General features: G+C 61.6%; 15 protein-coding genes. 7 read left to right on the forward strand and 8 right to left on the reverse strand.

The annotated features are described in order from the left end of the window. Positions 1-134: 134 nt before the first annotated feature. The 3 genes from adeC to E4P00_RS00805 are packed head-to-tail and all read right to left on the reverse strand — an operon-like array spanning position 135 to position 5,902. On the reverse strand, positions 135-1,592 hold the full coding sequence (gene adeC / locus E4P00_RS00795) for an AdeC/AdeK/OprM family multidrug efflux complex outer membrane factor (RefSeq protein WP_032877316.1): 1,458 nt from the start codon (positions 1,590-1,592) through the stop codon (positions 135-137). Then, complete coding sequence (locus tag E4P00_RS00800; RefSeq protein WP_032877315.1) at positions 1,589-4,750, reverse strand: efflux RND transporter permease subunit; 3,162 nt, start codon at positions 4,748-4,750, stop codon at positions 1,589-1,591. Before E4P00_RS00800 ends, adeC begins: the two co-directional genes overlap by 4 nt. Positions 4,751-4,753: 3 nt before the next feature. Continuing rightward, a complete protein-coding gene (locus E4P00_RS00805) occupies positions 4,754-5,902 on the reverse strand; it encodes an efflux RND transporter periplasmic adaptor subunit (RefSeq protein ID WP_078820508.1) in 1,149 nt (382 codons plus the stop codon). 265 nt (positions 5,903-6,167) lie between these two features. Here E4P00_RS00805 and E4P00_RS00810 point away from each other — a divergent pair, with 265 nt between their 5' ends. Then, a complete protein-coding gene (locus E4P00_RS00810; RefSeq protein WP_005785903.1) occupies positions 6,168-6,800 on the forward strand; it encodes a TetR family transcriptional regulator in 633 nt (210 codons plus the stop codon). 301 nt (positions 6,801-7,101) lie between these two features. Here the strand turns inward: E4P00_RS00810 and E4P00_RS00815 are convergent, their stop codons facing one another. From E4P00_RS00815 to E4P00_RS00825, 3 genes are read right to left on the reverse strand one after another with little or no spacing between them, the layout of a single operon-like run. Further along, positions 7,102-8,157, reverse strand: a complete 1,056-nt coding sequence (locus tag E4P00_RS00815; protein ID WP_248130495.1) for an alkene reductase — start codon at positions 8,155-8,157, stop codon at positions 7,102-7,104. Positions 8,158-8,184: 27 nt separating this feature from the next. Next, complete coding sequence (locus E4P00_RS00820) at positions 8,185-9,351, reverse strand: MFS transporter (protein ID WP_005785906.1); 1,167 nt, start codon at positions 9,349-9,351, stop codon at positions 8,185-8,187. 14 nt (positions 9,352-9,365) lie between these two features. After that, on the reverse strand, positions 9,366-9,680 hold the full coding sequence (locus E4P00_RS00825; protein WP_032877312.1) for a helix-turn-helix transcriptional regulator: 315 nt from the start codon (positions 9,678-9,680) through the stop codon (positions 9,366-9,368). Between the two features lie 155 nt (positions 9,681-9,835). Here E4P00_RS00825 and E4P00_RS00830 point away from each other — a divergent pair, with 155 nt between their 5' ends. After that, a complete protein-coding gene (locus tag E4P00_RS00830) occupies positions 9,836-10,420 on the forward strand; it encodes an ACP phosphodiesterase (protein WP_032877311.1) in 585 nt (194 codons plus the stop codon). Between the two features lie 107 nt (positions 10,421-10,527). On the opposite strand, the gene E4P00_RS00835 is transcribed toward E4P00_RS00830, so the two are convergent. Both E4P00_RS00835 and olsB read right to left on the reverse strand, forming a co-directional pair. Further along, positions 10,528-11,319 carry a lysophospholipid acyltransferase family protein gene (locus E4P00_RS00835; RefSeq protein ID WP_032877310.1) on the reverse strand — a complete coding sequence of 264 codons (792 nt, stop codon included), beginning with the start codon at positions 11,317-11,319 and terminating at the stop codon, positions 10,528-10,530. After that, positions 11,319-12,074, reverse strand: coding sequence for an L-ornithine N(alpha)-acyltransferase (gene olsB, locus E4P00_RS00840; RefSeq protein WP_005785912.1), 756 nt, complete (start codon positions 12,072-12,074; stop codon positions 11,319-11,321). Before olsB ends, E4P00_RS00835 begins: the two co-directional genes overlap by 1 nt. 184 nt (positions 12,075-12,258) lie before the next feature. Here olsB and E4P00_RS00845 point away from each other — a divergent pair, with 184 nt between their 5' ends. The 5 genes from E4P00_RS00845 (at position 12,259) to E4P00_RS00865 (ending at position 17,887) form a co-directional block, all read left to right on the forward strand. Beyond that, on the forward strand, positions 12,259-13,332 hold the full coding sequence (locus E4P00_RS00845; RefSeq protein ID WP_248130496.1) for a serine hydrolase: 1,074 nt from the start codon (positions 12,259-12,261) through the stop codon (positions 13,330-13,332). Further along, positions 13,329-13,643, forward strand: coding sequence for an amidase (locus E4P00_RS00850; RefSeq protein WP_078820511.1), 315 nt, complete (start codon positions 13,329-13,331; stop codon positions 13,641-13,643). The genes E4P00_RS00845 and E4P00_RS00850 overlap by 4 nt, the downstream gene beginning before the upstream one ends. Positions 13,644-13,901: 258 nt before the next feature. Next, complete coding sequence (locus tag E4P00_RS00855; RefSeq protein WP_248130497.1) at positions 13,902-15,077, forward strand: M20 aminoacylase family protein; 1,176 nt, start codon at positions 13,902-13,904, stop codon at positions 15,075-15,077. Between the two features lie 60 nt (positions 15,078-15,137). Next, positions 15,138-16,448: a citrate-proton symporter gene (locus E4P00_RS00860; RefSeq protein ID WP_248130498.1), complete on the forward strand. Its 1,311-nt coding sequence runs from the start codon at positions 15,138-15,140 to the stop codon at positions 16,446-16,448. Then, the gene (locus E4P00_RS00865; protein ID WP_248130499.1) at positions 16,445-17,887 is read left to right on the forward strand and encodes an amidase; all 1,443 of its coding nucleotides are present in this window, start codon (positions 16,445-16,447) and stop codon (positions 17,885-17,887) included. Before E4P00_RS00860 ends, E4P00_RS00865 begins: the two co-directional genes overlap by 4 nt. Positions 17,888-17,894: the final 7 nt, after the last annotated feature.

The following is a 17,894-nucleotide window of genomic DNA, read 5'->3' on the forward strand; positions in this document are numbered from 1 at the left end:
GCGGCGGTATGGGGGCGATGAAAGTGGGGGAGGGCGGGTTGTGGGCGGTGATCGAACGCAAGTTGGCGAGGTAAAAAACCAGGCATAAAAAAACCGCTTCCGGTAAGGGAAGCGGTTTTCTTACACACGCGCTATCAGAACAACTTCAACGGCGGTGCTTGTTCTTTCAACGGCTCGTTCTTGGCGGTCTGCTCATTCCAGCCACCGCCGAGGGCCTTGTACAGGTTGACCTCGCTGGTCAGCTGCGCCAGGCGGTCGGTGATCAGCGATTGCTGGGCACTGAACAGTTGGCGCTGGGCGTCGAGGAAAGTCAGGTTGCTGTCGACACCAATGCGGTAGCGACGCTCGGCCAGGCGGTAGTAATCCTGGTTAGCCTCGACGAAGCCACGTTGGGCATCCAGTTGCTGCTTGTAGGTCTGACGCGCAGCGAGGCCGTCGGAGACTTCCTGGAAGCCGGTCTGGATGGCTTTCTCGTAGTTGGCCACGTTGATCTCTTTCTGGATCTTCGAGTAGTCCAGGCTTGCGCGCAGGCTACCGGCGTTGAAGATCGGGATGTTGATCTGCGGGGCAAACGCCCAGGTACCCGAACCGCCTTTGAACAGGCCGCCCAGTGTTGGGCTGGCGGTACCGGCACTGGCCGTCAGGCTGATGCTCGGGAAGAACGCCGCACGGGCCGCGCCGATATTGGCATTGGCAGCCTTGAGGTTGTACTCGGCCTGCACAATGTCGGGACGACGTTGCAGCAGGTCTGACGGCAAGCCGGCAGGCACTTCGCTGAGCAGGTCATCGGACAGCGGCTTGCTGGCGATATTCGCCGGCAGGCCGGTGCCCAGCAACAGGGTCAGGCTGTTTTCGTCCTGAGCCACCTGGCGCGTATAACGTGCCAGTTGCACCCGGGCGTTTTCCACCGAGGTGCGTGCCTGGCTGAGGTCCAGCGCCGACGCCACGCCGACTTCGTTGCTGCGCGAGGTGAGCTTGAAGCTCTGCTCGAACGCACCCAGGGTGTCCTGGGTCAGCTTGAGCAGTTCCTTGTCGGCCTGCCAGGTCAGGTAGGCATTGGCCACGCTGGCCACCAGGCTGATCTGGGTACTGCGCCGCGCTTCTTCAGTGGCGAAGTACTTCTGCAGCGCTTCTTCACTCAGGCTGCGCACGCGACCGAACAGGTCCAGCTCATAAGAGCTGATCCCCAGGCCCGCCGAGTACTGGCTGGCGATAGACGATTCGCCGGTCTGTGACAGCTTGGCCGGGGTGCGCGAACGGCTGCCGTTACCGGTGGCCGATACCGCCGGGAACAGGTCGGCACGCTGGATCTGGTACTGCGCTGCATAGGCGTCGATGTTCAGGGCCGCGACACGCAGGTCACGGTTGTTCACCAACGCGGTCTGGATCAGCTGTTGCAGGGCAGGGTCATGGAAAAACTGCTTCCAGCCCTGCTCGGCAGCGGCCTGGTTCGGCGCCTGGGCCGACGAATACGCCGGCCCCTGCGGGAACTGTGCAGCCACCGGCGCATCGGGGCGCTGATAGTCAGGTATCAGCGAGCAGCCACTGAGCACGAATGCCGTGACGGCTAGGGAAAGTAGCGACTTGCTCATTGGCCAGCCTCTTTAGGAGTTTCAGTAGTGTCTTTCTTTTTGCGTTCGCCGGCCGAGGACACGGTTGCGTAGAACAGTGGCACCCAGAAAATGGCAAGCACAGTGGCGGTGATCATACCGCCGATCACGCCGGTACCGATCGCGTGCTGGCTGCCTGAGCCGGCACCGCTGGAAATCGCCAGCGGCAGTACGCCGAGCACGAACGCCATGGACGTCATGATGATCGGGCGCAGACGCATACGGGACGCTTCGATAGCCGCCTCGACGATGCCTTTGCCTTGCTCGTGCAGCTCTTTGGCGAATTCCACGATCAGGATGGCGTTTTTCGCCGCCAGGCCCACCGTCACCAGCAAGCCCACCTGGAAGAACACGTCGTTGGACAAGCCCCGCATACTGGTAGCGATCAGTGCACCGATCACACCCAGTGGCACAACCAGAATCACCGCGATCGGGATCGACCAGCTTTCGTACAGTGCCGCCAGGCACAGGAACACCACCAGCAGCGACAATGCGTACAGGGCTGGCGCCTGGGAGCCGGACAGGCGTTCTTCGTACGACAGGCCGGTCCAGGCATAGCCGACACCGGCCGGCAGTTCTTTGGCAATGCGTTCGACTTCGGCCATCGCGTCACCGGTACTGTAGCCTGGTGCCGGGGTACCGAGGATTTCCATCGCCGCTACACCGTTGTATCGCGAAAGCTTGGGCGAACCGTAGATCCACTGGCCCGACGAGATGGCCGACAGCGGCACCATTTTTCCGTCGCCGCTGCGTACGTACCATTTGTCCAGGTCTTCCGGCGACATGCGGCTGGCGGCGTCACCTTGCACATACACCTTCTTCACACGACCACGGTCGATGAAGTCGTTGATGTAGCTGCCACCCAAGGCAATGGCCAGGGTCTGCTGGATATCGGCAAGGCTGATGCCCTGGGCACTGGCTTTCTCGTCGTCGACGGTCAGCTCGTACTGCGGCTCATCGTTCACGCCGTTGGGACGTACGCCCGCCAACACCTTGCTTTGTGCCGCCGCACCCAGGAACTGGTTACGTGCAGCCATCAGCTTGTCGTGGCCGACGCCACCCTGGTCTTGCAGGAACACGTCGAAACCGGTGGCGTTACCCAATTCCAGAACCGAAGGCGGCACGATGGCAAATACCATGGCGTCCTTGAAGGCCCCGAAGAAGTAACCCTGGGCACGCTTGGCCACTTCGAATACCGATTGGGTCGAGTCACGCTCGTCCCACGGCTTGAGCATCACGAACGCAAGGCCCGAGCTCTGGCCACGGCCGGCGAAGTTGAAGCCGTTTACGGTAAACACCGAGTTCACCGACTTGCCTTCGCCAGGCTCGCCTTCCTTGTCGTTCAGCAGGAAGGCACGCATATCGTCGACGACTTTTTGCGTACGCTCAGCCGAAGCACCGACTGGTGTCTGCACCTGGGCGAAGATCACACCCTGGTCTTCCTCTGGCAGGAACGCGCTTGGAATACGGGTGAACATCCAGATCATGCCGGCCAGAATCAGCACATACACCAGAAACGCCGGGATCTTGTGCTTGATCATGTTGCCCACGCCGCGCTCGTACTTGAGTACGCCGCTGTCGAAGGTGCGGTTGAACCAGCCAAAGAAGCCGCGCTTGGGCTGGCCGTGCTTTTCCGGATCGATCGGCTTGAGCATGGTGGCGCACAAGGCCGGGGTGAAGATCAGGGCAACCAGTACCGACAACGCCATCGCCGAAACAATGGTGATGGAGAACTGGCGGTAGATCACACCGGTGGAGCCACCGAAGAACGCCATCGGCAGCAATACCGCCGACAGTACCAGGGCAATACCCACCAGGGCGCCCTGGATCTGGCCCATGGACTTGATCGTCGCTTCCTTGGGCGACAGGTGCTCCTCGGCCATGACCCGTTCGACGTTTTCCACCACGACGATGGCATCGTCCACCAGCAAGCCGATGGCCAGGATCATGCCGAACATGGTCAGGGTATTGATGGTGAAGCCGCACGCCGCCAGGATCCCGAAGGTACCCAGCAATACCACCGGTACGGTCATGGTGGTGATGATGGTGGCGCGGAAGTTCTGCAGGAACAGGAACATCACCAGGAACACCAGCACGATCGCTTCGACCAGGGTGTGAACCACGCCGGAGATCGACTCGGTCACTACCGGCGTAGTGTCATAGGGCACCACCGCCTTCATGCCTGGCGGGAAGAACGGTTCCAGAGACTTCACTGTTTCGCGGATGGCCTTGCCGGTGTCCAGTGCGTTGGCACCGGCCGCCAGCTTGATTGCCATACCCGAGGCCGGCTTGCCGTTGAACTGCGCACTGATGCTGTAGTTCTGGCCGCCCAGTTCGATACGCGCGACGTCACCTAGGCGAACCTGGGAGCCGTCGGTGTTCACCTTCATCAGGATCTTGGCGAATTCCTCTGTGCTTTGCAGGCGCGTCTTGCCGATGATGGTGGCGTTCAGTTGGGTGCCGGGCAGCGCAGGCAGGCCGCCCAGTTGGCCGGTGGCCACCTGCACGTTCTGGGCCTTGATGGCATTGCTGACGTCCACTGGCGTGAGCTGGTAATTGTTCAGTTTGGCCGGGTCGAGCCAGATACGCATGGCGTACTGCGAACCGAACACCTGGAAGTCACCCACCCCCGCGGTACGGGAGATCGGGTCCTGGATGTTGGACACGATGTAGTTGGAGAGGTCGTCCTTGGTCATGCTGCCGTCTTCCGACACCAGACCGATCACCATCAGGAAGTTCTTCACCGACTTGGTGACGCGGATACCCTGTTGCTGCACTTCTTGCGGCAGCAGCGGGGTGGCCAGGTTCAGCTTGTTCTGTACCTGAACCTGGGCGATATCCGGGTTGGTACCCTGGTTGAACGTCACGGTGATGGTCATGCTGCCGTCGGAGTTACTGTCCGAGGAAACATAACGCAGGTTGTCGATACCGTTGAGCTGTTGCTCGATGACCTGCACCACGGTGTCCTGCACGGTTTGTGCGGAAGCGCCCGGGTAGGTCACCTGGATATCAATGGCCGTTGGCGCAATGGCCGGGTATTGGTTGATGGGCAACTTCAGGATCGAGAGTGCCCCGACCAGCATGATCACCAGGGCAATTACCCAGGCGAAAATGGGACGGTCGATAAAAAATTTCGACATGGATTACTCCCCTTGACCAGCAGCGGCAGCAGGCGCTGCAGCAGTACCTGCGGGTTTAGCGTTGGAGGCTTCCGTGACCTTCACCTCGGCGCCCGGCTTGACGTACTGCAAGCCTTCGGTGATGACGCGGTCACCGGCATTGAGGCCTTTTTCCACCAGCCAGTAGGCACCCGCGGTACGGTTGGCAACCAGTTCGCGTTGCTCGACCTTGTTGTCCTTGTTCACGATCAGCGCCGTCGGAATGCCGCGCAGGTCACGGGTCACGCCTTGCTGCGGAGCCAGGATGGCCTTGCTGTTCACACCGGCCAGCAACTGGGCGTGTACGAACATGCCCGGCAGCAGCACGTGGTCAGGGTTGGGGAACACGGCACGCAGGGTCACGGAACCGGTGGTCTGGTCGACCGACACTTCGGAGAATTCCAGCTTGCCGTCCTGGGCGTAAGGCGTGCCGTCTTCCAGGGTCAGCTTGACCTTGGCTGCGTTTTCGCCGGCCTTCTCCAGCTGGCCGCTTTCCAGGTCGCGGCGCAGTTTCAGCATTTCAGCCGAGGACTGCGTAACGTCGACGTAGATCGGGTCCAGTTGCTGAATCACGGCCATGGCATCGGCCTGGCCATTGCTGACCAGTGCGCCTTCGGTCACCGAAGAACGACCAATGCGCCCGGAGATCGGTGCAAACACTTTGGTGTAGCGCACGTTGATCTGGGCGGTTTGAACGTTTGCTTCGGCGGTCATGCGGTTGGCGACGGCGGTGTCGTATTCCTGACGGCTGACGGCCTGTTCATCGACCAACTGCTTGTAGCGGTCGCTGATGGACTTGGTCTGGGACAGGCTGGCTTGTGCGCTTTTCAGCGTGGCCTCATACACCGACGGGTCGATCTGGTAGAGCTGTTGCCCTTCCTTCACGTCGGCGCCTTCCTTGAACAGGCGCTTGAGAATGATGCCGTTGACCTGAGGCCGGACTTCCGCGATGCGAAAGGCCGTGGTGCGGCCTGGCAGCTCGGTGGTCAGGGTATAGGCTTGCGGTTGAATGGTGACCACGCCGACCTGAGGGGTTTGAGCGGGCGGTGCCGCTTCTTCCTTTTTACATCCGCTGAGCAGCGATGCCAGGGCGACGGCAGTGACCAGAGCGGTAACAGCTGGCTTAAGTTGCATGAAGATCCTCGGGTCAGGCGCGCAGAGTGCGCACAAGAAGTGTGGAAGGGTAAAAAACAAGCCGTGAGTGGATAAGTAGCTTGCTACGCAATATACTTACGTTCATGGTTGTTTGTAAACTCTTGACAGGCTTGGCGCATTGTTGACAAAGCACTGCCGCAAGCCTCGATTCTAGTACGTTCGGTGCCCATGACGGCGTCGTCCCATAATTATTCAGATGATGGTCAAGTACCATCCACAGTGTCCCGATTGAGGTTTTACTGCCATGGTTCGTCGCACCAAAGAGGAAGCTCAGGAAACGCGCAGCCAGATTCTCCAAGCCGCCGAGCAAGCCTTTTATGAGCGCGGCGTCGCGCGGACCACCCTGGCGGACATCGCCACGCTGGCAGGGGTGACGCGCGGGGCTATCTACTGGCACTTCAGCAACAAGTCCGACTTGCTTCAGGCACTGCTCGACACGTTGCACGAGCCCCTGGACGAACTGGCGCGGGCCAGTGAAAGCGAGGACGAAGCCGACCCGCTGGGCTGTATGCGCAAGCTGCTGATTCATCTCTACCATGAAGTGGCCCTGGACCCGAAAACCCGGCGCATCAACGAGATTCTGTTTCATAAGTGCGAGTTCACCGATGAAATGTGTGACATGCGCCGCCAACGCCAGACCCACACCCTTGAGTGCAACCTGCGCATCGGCTTGACGTTGCGTAACGCGGTCCATCGCGGGCAACTTCCAGCCACGCTGGATACCACCCGCGGCGCCGTGTGTATTCATGCCTTTATCCACGGCTTGATCGGCCAGTGGCTGCTGGTGCCTGACAGTTTTCAATTGCATCAGGACGCCGAGCGTTGGGCTGATATAGGGCTGGACATGCTGCGCCTGAGCCCCAGCCTGCGCAATTGAGACAAAATGCGTAATTGCGACCAGTTGTGTCAACAGTAAAGCCTAAGGACGGTCAATCGTCCTCCTGCCTGATTTGTGGGATGACTTTATATACGGGCTGGCGGGCCGTTGATAGGTAGCCGGCTAAGTATTTTGTAGCGATATTGTTGCCGTTCTGTGAAGCAATGTTTCCGCAGGCGCTACAAACAGGCAAATGTGGGAGGGGGCTTGCCCCCGATAGCGGTGGATCAGTCACTGATGTGTTGACTGAAGCACTGCTATCGGGGGCAAGCCCCCTCCCACATTGGTTTTGCGGATCAGGTTAGATCGGCAGCGTCGGGTAGTCGATGTAACCCACCGGGCCTTTGCCATAGAAGGTTTCTGGGTGCGGTTCGTTCAACGGCGCATCAGCCTTCAAGCGCGCCGGCAGGTCCGGGTTGGCGATGAAAGGAATACCGAAGGCCACCGCATCCGCTTTGCCCGCCGCCAGCCAGGCGTTGGCGCTGTCTTTGGTGAAACGTTCGTTGGCGATGTAGACGCCGCCGAAGGCTTTTTTCAGTTGTGGGCCGAGGCTGTCCGCGCCTTCTTTTTCACGGGAGCAGATGAACGCGATGCCACGCTTGCCCAGTTTGCTGGCGACGTAGGTGAAGGTTTCGGCCAGGTTGGCGTCGCCCATGTCGTGCGCATCGCCACGCGGTGCCAGGTGCACGCCCACGCGGCCGGCGCCCCATACTTCGATGGCGGCGTCGGTGACTTCCAGCAGCAGGCGCGCACGGTTTTCCAGGGAACCGCCGTATTGGTCGGTGCGCTGGTTGGTGCTGCTTTGCAGGAACTGGTCGAGCAGGTAGCCGTTGGCGCCGTGGATTTCCACGCCGTCAAAGCCTGCGGCCTTGGCGTTTTCGGCGCCCACGCGGTAAGCGTCGACGATGTCGGCGATTTCAGCGGTTTCCAGGGCGCGCGGGGTAGGGTAGTCGGCCAGTGGGCGCACCAGGCTGACGTGGCCTTTAGGCTGGATCGCGCTTGGCGCCACCGGGGTTTCGCCGTTCAGGTAGGACTCATGGGAGATGCGACCCACATGCCACAGTTGCAGGAAGATCTTGCCGCCCGCGCCATGCACAGCCTTGGTGATGTTGGCCCAGCCGCGCACCTGGTCGTTGGACCAGATGCCCGGCGTGTCCGGGTAGCCCACGCCCATGGGCGTCACGGAGGTGGCTTCGCTGAGGATCAGCCCGGCGGATGCGCGCTGCACGTAATACTCGGCCATCAGCGCGTTGGGCACGCGGCCGGCATCGGCACGGCAGCGGGTCAGTGGCGCCATGATGATGCGGTTCGACAGTTCCAGGTCGCCCAGTGTGATCGGATCGAAAATAGTCGTCATGGGAAAACACCTTTGTCTTTAAGTTGATCAGTTGGTCGCGGGGGCCAGGTCGGCATCGCCGCTCTGGCGGAAGGTAATCAGGGTCACCAGCAGCGCGAGAATCGCCAGTGCTGCTGCGGCCAGGGGCACGCTGGTCAGGCCGAAGCCGTGGGCAATCACGCTGCCACCGACCCAGGCGCCGAGGGCGTTACCGATGTTGAAGGCACCGATGTTCAGGGTGGACACCAGGTTGGGGGCGGCCTTGCCGAAGGTCACCACGTTGATCTGCAGCGCTGGTACGGCGGCAAACGAGGCGGTGGCCCACAGGAACAGGGTGATTTCGGTCGGTATCAGTGCAACGCTGGTCCAGCTCAACACCGTGGAAACCACCGCCATGCTGATGAACACGCCGATCAGGGTGGCCGCCAGGCGTTTGTCGGCCAGCTTGCCGCCGATGATGTTGCCCACCGTGAGGCCCAGGCCGATCAACAGCAGGGTCCAGGTCACGCCTTTGGGCGACACGCCGGTCACATCGCCCAGCAGCGGGGCTACGTAGGTAAAGAGGGTGAACATGGAGGCGGCGAACAGCGCCGTCATGCTCAGCGACAACCAGATACCCGCGCCTTTGAGGGCAGCGAGTTCGGCGCGCATGTCGAGTTTTTCTTCGTCACGCTTGGCCGGCAGGAAGCGGATCAGGCCGATCAAGGCGATCACGCCAATCACGGTCACTGCCCAAAAGGTCGAGCGCCAGCCAGCTTCCTGACCCAGTGCAGTGCCCAACGGCACGCCGAGCACGTTGGCCAGGGTCAAACCGGTGAACATCAAGGCCACCGCAGAAGCGCGTTTATTGGCCGGCACCAGGTTGGCCGCCACCACGGAACCGATCCCGAAGAAGGCACCGTGGCACAGCGCCGTGACGACGCGGGCAAACATCAGCACGTTGTAGTCACTGGCCAGGGCGCAGAGGAGGTTGCCGACAATAAAGATGCCCATCAACGCTACCAGAGCGGCCTTGCGTGGCAGCCTGGCGGTGGCCAGTGCCATGAAGGGCGCGCCGATGGCCACGCCCAAGGCGTAGCCGGTGACCAGCCAGCCGGCGCCGGGAATCGACACACCCAGGTCCGCCGCGACATCGGGCAGCAGCCCCATGATGACGAACTCGGTGGTGCCGATGGCGAAGGCGCTCAGGGCCAGTATGAGGAGCGAGAGGGGCATTTGCGTTTCCTTGGTTATTGCGGTGCGCTGAGTTCGGTTATGAGCGCCGTGAGAAAGGCTTGGATCGTCTCCTCATTGCGTTTGAAAAAGTGCCATTGCCCGGCCTTCTGGCTGCTGATCAATCCCGCCCGTTGCAAGGTTGCCAGGTGCGCCGACACGGTCGACTGGGACAGGCCGCAGCGCTGGTCGATCTGCCCGGCGCAGATGCCGTATTCGTGGTTGTGCAGTTGCTCGGGGAATTGCACTTTCGGGTCTTTGAGCCAGGTGAGGATGTCTCGTCGTACTGGGTGCGCCAGGGCTTTTATTATTTCGTCGAGGTCGATGGACATGGCAGGGTGCTCGGTGTCGTAAAGCGTTATATCGCGATGAGGCGAACTTTAAATCGTCATATCTCGATATACCAATATGATTTTGATCTGAGGCCAAAGCGAATCGGTATATCGGGTTATAACGATATGAGTGCGGCAGTGATAGACTGCGCGCCATGAATTATCTCGCACATCTGCACCTGGGCGGCCAACTTCCTGCGCAACTGCTGGGCAGCCTGTATGGCGACTTCGTCAAAGGCCGCCTGCAGGGCCAGTTCAGCCCGCAAATCGAAGCAGCGATCCAGTTGCACCGTTCGATTGACCGGTTTACCGATAGCCACCCGTTGGTGGGCGAGGCGTTGTCGCGCTTCAGCCTGACCCGCAGGCGCTATGCCGGGATCGTGCTCGATGTGTTTTTTGACCATTGCCTGGCGCGGGATTGGGCGTTGTATGCCGAGCAGCCCCTGGAGCGTTTTACCTCGCAGGTGTATCGCGTGCTGGCGGCAGAACCTGAGTTACCGGGGCGGCTGGCGCAGATTGCGCCGTATATGGCGGCGGATGACTGGCTGGGTTCGTATCGCGAGTTCGCGGTGATGGAGCAGGTGCTGCGTGGAATTTCGCGGCGGCTGACTGACCCGCAGGCACTCGGATTTGCGATGCACGAGTTGCGCGAGCTTTATAAGCCGTTAAGTGAAGATTTCCGGGTGTTCTATCCCCAATTGCAGAGATTTGCACAGATCCAACTGACCACCGATGTCTAAATGTGGGAGGGGGCTTGCTCCCGATTGCGGTGTGTCAGTCACTGTCTATGTTGACTGAACAACTGCTATCGGGAGCAAGCCCCCTCCCACATATGACTGTGCCCGCTTTATGCCGCGAACGCAGGTCGAGCAGCCACTTGCTCAGCTTCCGGCACCGGCCCAAACAACGCCTTTTGCACCGCCTGCTGAGCCTGATACGCCAATGCCGCGCGTTCCTGCCCGGCGCAGGCAATCGGCTTGAGCAGATGAATCTGCACATCGCCCTGGTCGTTGGAAAACAAGCGCATCAGGTGCGAGAGCAAATCGTCATCGCCAATGAACGGCGCCAGCGGATCAACCCCACCGTCACGCAAATAACGAATCGCCACCGGTTGCAGCGACACATCCGCATCGATTGCACTGGCCAGCAAACGCCCGTGAAACGTACGCAAGCTGCGTCCATCAGTGGTGGTGCCCTCGGGGAACATCAGCAGCGGGTGCTGTTGCTCCAGATGGCGGGTCATCTGTTTGCGGATCAACTGGCTGTCACCCGCGCCACGACGAATGAACAGACTGCCGGCCTTGGCCGCCAGCCAGCCGGCTACCGGCCAGGTGCGGACTTCGGCCTTGGACAAAAACGACAGCGGCGTGACCATGCCCAGCAGTGGAATGTCGGTCCAGGACACGTGATTGCTCACCCACAGCATCGGCGCTTGCGGCAACTCGCCGTGCACCGTTACGCGAAAGGGCAGGGCGTTGCTCAACCGCGCCATAAAGAACCGCGACCAACGCTGGCGCCGCACCATCGAATTGGCCACGCCCAGACGTTCGAACAGGCCAAACACACTGGCCATGCTCAAGCCCAGCGCCACCACCAACAGCACGCGGGCTATGCGCCCGTAGATGCGCAGGCGGTTCATCACATCGCCGCCTTGAAGTGGCGCGCGTAGCGCGGGCACAACTCATCGCGCTTGAGCAGGATGAACACATCGGCCACCTGGAAGTCTTCATCCCAGCACGGCTCGCCGCAGATCTTCGCGCCCAGGCGCATATAAGCTTTGAGCAGCGGTGGCATTTCGGCGATGACGTTGGACGGCAAGTCCAGGGCCGGCAGTGGCTTTTTCGGCTCGGCGCGCAGGTGTTCGTTGCACAGGTAGCGCTCGCGCAAGCGCTGCATGATTGCGTGGGCCTGAATGCCGCCATCGTGCATCGGGATGCTCGCGCAGCCCATCAGGTAGCTGTAGCTGCCCTGGTTGAGCACTTCGGCCAGTTCGCCCCAGAGCACCGCGATGGTGCCGCCGTTGCGGTAAGCCGGGTCGACGCAGGTGCGACCGATTTCCAGGATCGGGCCTTGCAAGTGCAGCAAGCCATGCAGGCTGAATTCTTCTTCGCTGTAGAACCGGCCCAAAGTGCTGGCGGCCTGGTGGTCGAGCAGACGGGTGGTGGCGACGAGTCGACCGCTGTTCAAGTCCCGCACGCCGATGTGGCTGCAGTGAACATCATAGTCATCCATGTCCAGGCCCAGTTCCGCGCCTTTCAGCTTGGCGTTGAACTCGCCGCTGAACACGTTGAACCGCAGGGCCTGGGCTTCCTGCAAGGCCTTGGCGCCCACCAGGCGTTCGGCTTGCAGACGGCGTTCATTGCCTTTGTCGCTGATGCGGGCGATCTGAGTCATAGCGAGTCTCCGGGTGCCGGCCAGGTTGCGGCCAGTCGACTTTGTTGTCCAAAGTCAGGCTATGTAGCCTCGGTGTCATCTCCATGAACTTACGGTGACGGTTGGGTGACAGCCCCCGTGTAGCAAATCTGTCATTGGTCTGCGCTAGGCTCGCGGGCTTGAATGCCCCCTTGAGTTCGTGCCCATGGTCCGAGGCCTGCTGTGCGTTATTGTGCTTTTAGTTACCGCTACCGTCCGCGCTGAAACCTGGCCCGAAAAAGAATGGGCCACGGGCACGTCACTTGAAGGTCCTGCTGTCGATGCCCTGAACGCCTATGCTTTCCCAACCCGTGACGACACCACCCGCAAAGGCATTCGTACCGACGCGCTGCTGGTCATTCGTGACGGCGAAATCATCTACGAACGCTACGCCGCGCCAACCACCGCCAGCACGCCGCACCTGACCTGGTCGGTGAGCAAAAGCCTGATGGCCACTGTGCTCGGCGTGGCCTACGGCGAAAACCGTTTCAAGCTCACCGACCCGGCCGCACGTTTTTACCCGCCAATGAAGCAACACCCCAAGGTGAGCATGGCCGACTTGCTCCATTGGGCTTCGGGGCTGGATTGGCAGGAGGACTATGAATACGCCCCGTTGAAGTCTTCTGTTGTGGCGATGCTCTATACCCGTGGGCGTGACGATATGGCGCAATTTGCCGCCGATACCGAAGCCGCCGCCGAGCCCGGCCAGGCGTTCCGTTATTCCAGTGGCGACAGCAATATTCTGTCCGCTGCGCTTAAAGGGATGCTCGGCCACCAGGCGTACATGAGCTATCCGTGGGATGCGCTGTTCAAGCCATTGGGCATTCGCAACGCGACGTGGGAAACCGATGCCGACGAAACCTTTGTTGCCTCGTCCTACGCCTACCTCACTGCTCGCGATCTGGCGCGGGTCGGGCTGCTGATGGCACGGGATGGGCGCTGGGGTGAGCAACAGTTGCTGCCCAAAGAGTGGGTGGCTTTCAATCGGCGGCCTTTCGACAAATACAAAGCCGGCCAGGATGAAGCGGTACCGGGCGGCCACTGGTGGCTCAACAAGGGGACGCCCCAACCCTGGCCCGACGCCCCGACCGACACCTTTGCTGCGCTGGGGCACTGGGGCCAGGCACTGTTTGTACTGCCCTACGAGCACTTGGTGATCGTGCGCTACGGCGATGACCGCGATGGCAGCTACCGCCACAACGAACTGCTCAAGCGCGTGCTGGCGGCGGTGCGGTCATGATTCGTCGTCGGCCATTTACCAGCCTGCTGCTACTGCTGTTGCTGGTCCTATTGGGCTGGGTGTGGCACGAGCGCGTCAACCTGCAAGCCTTCCCCGACATCATCGCGGCGTACACGGCCAAGGAGTATTGCTCGTGTCGGTATGTGGAGAACAACCCGGCGCAGTATTGCCTGGGGTATGTGAAGCAGTACGTGTCGACCAGTGCGTTCACTGACTCGCCGGAACGCAGTGAAGTCACCACAAGCGGTTTAGGGCGTACGCACACGGCGCGGTGGTTGGGCGACCGTCAAGGCTGCCGCCTCAACCCCTGACACACCCAAATTCCCCTGTGGGAGCTGGCTTGCCTGCGATAGCGTCAGGTCAGCCAACATCACTGGTGCCTGTGCCGCCGTCATCGCAGGCAAGCCAGCTCCCACATTTAGATTATCTGCGTGGGTTCTCGGAAAAAGAACCGGCCTTGAGGTTCCACAGGGTGGAACCACCTTTGATTGTCCTCACGCCCACATCGCGCTTAGCTGTCGATGTGTCGCCAACAAGAACGGGACCACCCGCCTGTGAGGAGAATCACCATGCGCCCACACCAGCACATTCTGGATTGGCTCAGCGATGTTGCCAGCGACTTGCACGCTGTGCGCCACGATATCCACGCCCATCCCGAACTCGGCTTTGAAGAGAACCGCACCTCAGCGCTGGTCGCGCAGTCCCTGCGGGATTGGGGGTATGAGGTGCATACCGGCATCGGCAAGACCGGTGTGGTCGGGGTGCTGCGCAATGGCAGCAGTTCGCGCACGCTGGGTATTCGTGCCGATATGGACGCCTTGCCCATCATCGAAAACACCGGTGCGGCCTACACCAGCCAGCACGCCGGTTGCATGCACGCCTGCGGGCATGACGGCCACACCACCATGCTGCTCGGCGCTGCCCGCTACCTGGCGGCGACCCGGCAATTCGACGGCACCCTGAATCTGATTTTTCAACCCGCCGAAGAAGGCCAGGGCGGTGCCGAGGCGATGTTGGCGGATGGTTTGCTGGAGCGCTTCCCGTGTAACGGCCTGTTCGGCATGCACAATATGCCGGGCTTGCCGGCTGGGCATCTGGGCTTGCGAGTCGGGCCGATGATGGCCTCGCAAGACTTGCTCACGGTGACGCTGGAAGGTGTCGGCGGCCACGGTTCCATGCCGCATCTGACGGTGGATCCGCTGGTGGCGGCGGCGAGTATGGTCATGGCCTTGCAGACGGTAGTAGCGCGCAATATCGATACCCAGGAAGCCGCCGTGGTTACGGTCGGTGCGCTGCAAGCCGGCCAGGCCGCCAACGTGATTCCCCAGCAAGCCTTGCTGCGCCTGAGCCTGCGTGCACTCAACCCCAAGGTGCGCGAACAGATGCTGGAGCGGGTCAACGCGATCATCAACACCCAGGCCGCCAGCTTCGGCTGCACCGTGCAGATCGAGCACCGTCCGGCCTACCCGGTGCTGGTCAACCATGGCGAAGAAACCGAATTCGCTCGCCAGGTCGGTGTGGCCTTGCTCGGCGCCGATGCGGTGGACGGCAACACTCGCACGCTGATGGGCAGTGAAGACTTCGCCTGGATGCTGCAACGCTGCCCCGGCAGTTACCTGTTTATCGGCAACGGCGTGTCGCGGCCGATGGTGCATAACCCCGCCTATGACTTCAACGACGACATCCTGCTGACCGGCGCCGCCTATTGGGGCGCGTTGGCCGAGAGCTGGCTCAAGCCTGCCTGACGACCGCACTTTTTTCTGCCGCTGGACCCTTTCCCTTATAGGTTGAATGGAGTGCTCCTCATGCAGACTTTAAAACCAGGCGTCTCGCGCACCCGCCAAGTGGTGGCCGCCGTGATCGGCAATGCACTGGAATGGTATGACTTCATCGTCTACGGCTTTCTCGCCAGCATCATCGCCCGGCAGTTTTTCCCGTCGGAGGATGAATACGCTTCGCTGCTGATGGCCCTGGCCACCTTTGGCGTGGGCTTTTTCATGCGGCCGGTGGGCGGGATCCTGTTGGGTATCTACGCCGACCGCAAAGGCCGCAAAGCCGCGATGCAATTGATTATTCGGTTGATGACCGTGTCCATCGCGCTGATCGCCTTCGCCCCCAACTACGCCGCCATCGGCATGGGCGCGCCGTTGCTGATTGTGGTGGCGCGGATGCTTCAGGGGTTTGCCACGGGCGGTGAATATGCCAGCGCCACGGCGTTTCTGGTGGAGAGCGCACCGGCCCATCGCAAGGGGTTGTATGGTTCCTGGCAATTGGTGGGGCAGTGCCTGGCGGTGTTTGGTGGTGCGGCGATGGTGGCGCTGGTCACGCACTTCTTCTCCCCCGAAACCCTCGACCTGTGGGGCTGGCGCCTGCCGTTTGTGCTGGGCTTGCTGATCGGCCCGGTGGGGTTGTGGATCCGGCGGCACATGGAGGACCCGGAAGAGTTTATCCAGGCGCGTAAAAACGCCACCGGCCCGGCACCGAGCCTGATGCAGGTGCTGCGTGAGCATCGGCGCAGCATCCTGGTGTCCATGGGCCTGGCGTGCGGGGCGACGGTGTCGTTCTATGTGGTGTTGGTGAACATGCCGACCTTCGCCCACAAGAATCTCGGCCTGCCGTTGGACCAGGTGCTGATGGTGCAGATGTTTGCGGTGGCGCTGATGACCGTGGTGATTCCCTTGTCCGGCCTGCTCTCGGATCGCTTGGGGCGGCGACCGGTGTTGATGGCCTTCACCCTGGCGTTCTTCGTGATGGTCTACCCGTTGTATGTATGGGTGGCTGCCGCGCCGTCCATCGAGCGCTTGCTGGTGATGCAGGTAATGCTGTGCACGGCCATTGGCGGGTTCTTCGGCCCGGCGCCGACGGCGTTGGCTGAACAGTTTCCCATCGAGGTGCGCTCGACCGGCGTGTCGGTGGCCTATAACGTGGCGGTGATGGTGTTCGGCGGTTTTGCGCCGTTGATCGTGACCTGGTTGAGTAAGGTACTGGGCACGCCGGTGGCGCCGTCGTTCTACGTATTGTTCGCGTGCGTGCTGACGCTGCTCGGCACTTATTGCATGCGCGAGGCTCCGCGGGCGAGCAAGCCGCTGGCGTTTTCCAGAGAGGTGAAGCCTTGAGTATTGTCGATTGGGATGCCACGCAACTGTCGCAGGCGATCCATGGGCGGCAGGTGTCGTGCGAAGAGGTGATGCAGGCGTACCTGGCGCAGATCCAGCGTTTCAACCCCCGTGTGAATGCGTTGGTGTCGTTGCGCGACAGCGAGGTTGTGCTGGCCGAGGCAAGGGCCTGCGACCGGGAGTTGGCCCAGGGCCAATCCCGCGGTTGGATGCATGGCATGCCCCAGGCCATCAAGGATCTGGCGGCAACCCAAGGTTTGCGCACCACGTTGGGCTCACCATTGTTTGCCGAGCATGTACCCAGCGAAGACGTCATCAGCGTGGCGCGGGTGCGCGCCAGTGGCGCGATTATCATCGGCAAGACCAACGTGCCGGAGTTCGGCCTGGGGTCCCACACCTACAACACGCTGTTTGGCACCACCGGCAATGCCTATGACCCACGCCTGACGGCCGGCGGCAGCAGCGGCGGGGCAGCGGTGGCCCTCGCGTTGCGGATGTTGCCGGTGGCCGATGGCAGCGACATGATGGGCTCGCTGCGCAACCCGGCGGCGTTCAATAACGTGTTCGGCTTGCGCCCGTCCCAGGGCCGCGTGCCCCACGGGCCGATGCCGGAGCTGTTTGTGCAGCAACTGGGCACCGAAGGCCCGATGGGGCGCAGTGTCACGGATGTAGCGCGGCTGCTGAGCATCCAGGCCGGTTACGACCCCCGTGTGCCCTTGTCATCCCAGGACGATCCCGCGATGCTGGGCCAGTCGTTACAGCGCGACTTCAAAGGCACGCGCCTGGGTTGGCTGGGTGACTACAACGGTTATCTGCCGATGCAAGACGGCGTGCTGAGCCTGTGCGAGGCGGCACTCGATGATTTCGCCACGCTGGGCTGCGAGGTGCAAAGCTGCCAGCCGGACTTTTCCCTGGCGCGCCTGTGGCGTTGCTGGCTGGTACACCGCCATTGGCTGGTGCACGGCAACCTCGGCGCGGCCTACGCCAACCCGCGAAAACGCGCATTGCTCAAGCCCGAAGCGCAATGGGAAGTGGAGGGCGGCCAGGGCCTGAGTGCCCAGCAGGTGTACCAGGCGTCGGTGGATCGCAGCGAGTGGTATCGGGCCCTGGCCAAGTTGTTTGAGCGTTACGATTTTCTGCTGTTGCCCACCGCCCAAGTGTTCCCTTTCGATGCACAACAGCCTTGGCCACGCCTCGTTGGCGGGCGCGAAATGGACACCTATCACCGCTGGATGGAAGTGGTGATCGGCCCGACACTCGCCGGTTTGCCGAGCATGAGCATCCCGGTGGGCTTCGACCCCCAAGGGCTGCCCATGGGCCTGCAAGTCATCGGCCCGGCCCAGGCCGACCGAGCCGTGCTGCAACTGGCATTTGCCCATGAACAGCTGACTCAATGGGTGCAACGCCGGCCGCCGGCGTGCATTGCCACCACCACCTGACCTGCGA

It is taken from the genome of Pseudomonas sp. B329 (assembly GCF_023127835.1).
GTDB lineage: Bacteria > Pseudomonadota > Gammaproteobacteria > Pseudomonadales > Pseudomonadaceae > Aquipseudomonas > Aquipseudomonas synxantha_A.